Consider the following 1,806-nt stretch of genomic DNA (forward strand, 5'->3'; position numbering starts at 1 on the left):
TCCGTATGCCTATCTAAAGGATGTTCTCACGCGCCTGCCAACGCAGCGGGCGAGTGAAATCGAGCAGTTGCTTCCGCATAAGTGGCAGCCGGTTTAATCACGCAAGATGTGATGCCCGGACGCATACAGCCCATCCTGATCACAGCCAGCAGCTATAAAAAAACCGAAAAGGTGATGATCGCATTTGACGGTAGTCCCACAGCCTACAGAACCGTGCAGATTTTAGCAGAAAGTGCCTTAGGGAAAACCCGCCAATTCACCTAGTCATGGTCGGGGCTAATTCAGAGGGGAATGTGGCGCATCTGGTTACAGCACGTGGGATAATCGGAGCTGCGGGATTGACTGCAGATGCAGAGATCCGCCAAGGAGAGGTTGAGTCGGCACTTCACGCTTATCAGGCAGAGCACGGAATTGATCTTCTCGTCATGGGCGCCTATGGGCACTCGCGTATCAGACAATTTCTGATAGACAGCACGACTACTACGATGCTTCGTACCACCACCATGCCAGTGTTGTTGCTTCGTTGAGTACCATCTACTGCCGAGGATTGAATCGCACCGAAGAAACCAGGTGCGATTCAATGATCCATGCCCCTTACGAGCAATTATGCTCAGGAGATACAAATGGCCATTGATTGGATCAACTTCACACCTTGGACTTCATTAGGTGGAGGGGTTTTAATTGGGCTGGCAGTTAGCTTGTTCGTTCTCGCTAATGGTCGCATCGCTGGGATCAGCGGCTTGCTTGGAAGCGTGATGCGATTTAGCAGTGAAGGCTGGAGTGAGAAGGCACTGTTTCTTCTTGGCCTGCTGCTTGCGCCATTGTTGTGGGGACTGTTTGCCGTCTTGCCAGAGATCGAAATCAAAACAGAGTGGCCGGCCTTGGTGATTGCGGGGCTGCTCGTTGGGGTGGGAACTCGCTACGGCTCAGGCTGTACAAGCGGTCACGGAGTTTGTGGGATCTCTCGGCTGTCTCCCCGTTCCATCGTGGCAACGTTGTGCTTTATGGCTGCCGGTTTTGCAACGGTGTACCTCATTCGTCATGCGCTGGGAGCATTTGGATGATCAAGTTGACCGCATTTTTTGCAGGGATGATCTTTGGCCTGGGTCTGCTACTGGCAGGCATGGCGAACCCCGCCAAGGTATTGGCCTTTCTTGATGTGGCCGGGGCCTGGGATCCGTCACTCGCGCTGGTTATGGGAGGTGCCATCGCGGTGGCGGTGATCCCGCTAAACTGGGCACCTAAGAACAAGCACTCCTTACTGGGTACCCCCACGCAGTTACCTGTGAAAAAGGAGTTGGACGCCCGCTTGATTGGCGGCAGCCTGGTGTTCGGTATAGGTTGGGGAATTGCGGGGATTTGCCCTGGGCCAGCGGTCGCTATCTTACTTTCGGGACACTGGCAAATCATCATATTCGTATTGGCTATGTTGGCCGGTATGTATTTGTTCTCTGCTTTGGAAAACCGACGCAAGTCTTGATCAGGTGATAGCCACGGACTCACTAAAGACTCGATTCGGCTTTGTGGTTCTTCAGTTTTTGCAGGCTCGTTTGCTGACTCAACTCAATGCCATCAAAGTTTTGAGGATTTAGCGAAGCTGCTTGATCAGCCACAATCAAAGCAAGCATTAGAATAGTAAAGCCTACTAATACTGGAAATGAGCCGCACCAGAAGACGATGTGTTGGCGCTGATTGAAAACTGACCCACCCTGCCGATTGAAAATTGACCCAGGACGGATTGCTGATTTCTGTCCCAGCAATTGTGGATAAGTTTAGCAGCAGTGCTCCGGTTCGAGACGCATCAAG

Annotated in this window: 4 protein-coding genes and 1 pseudogene; 4 read left to right on the top strand and 1 reads right to left on the bottom strand. The window is 52.2% G+C overall.

Translation table 11 applies throughout. From position 1 onward, the window contains the following. The 4 genes and pseudogenes from IMW75_RS26660 to IMW75_RS26675 all read left to right on the top strand — a co-directional run. Nucleotides 1–97: transposase domain-containing protein (locus IMW75_RS26660; RefSeq protein ID WP_146374934.1), on the top strand; the 97-nt coding region annotated here is incomplete at its 5' end. 29 nt (nt 98–126) lie between these two features. Continuing rightward, a pseudogene (locus IMW75_RS27130) lies at nt 127–527 on the top strand (universal stress protein); the annotation flags it as partial. Nucleotides 528–623: 96 nt separating this feature from the next. Then, nucleotides 624–1,064, top strand: a complete 441-nt coding sequence (locus IMW75_RS26670; RefSeq protein ID WP_045059732.1) for a YeeE/YedE family protein — start codon at nt 624–626, stop codon at nt 1,062–1,064. Further along, nucleotides 1,061–1,480, top strand: coding sequence for a YeeE/YedE family protein (locus IMW75_RS26675; protein WP_045059731.1), 420 nt, complete (start codon nt 1,061–1,063; stop codon nt 1,478–1,480). The genes IMW75_RS26670 and IMW75_RS26675 overlap by 4 nt, the downstream gene beginning before the upstream one ends. A gap of 125 nt (nt 1,481–1,605) precedes the next feature. Here the strand turns inward: IMW75_RS26675 and IMW75_RS26680 are convergent. Beyond that, a partial coding sequence (locus IMW75_RS26680) for a hypothetical protein (RefSeq protein WP_205894301.1) occupies nt 1,606–1,806 on the bottom strand: 201 nt, incomplete at its 5' end.

The sequence above is a fragment of the Pseudomonas gregormendelii genome, from assembly GCF_017114825.1.
GTDB lineage: Bacteria > Pseudomonadota > Gammaproteobacteria > Pseudomonadales > Pseudomonadaceae > Aquipseudomonas > Aquipseudomonas gregormendelii.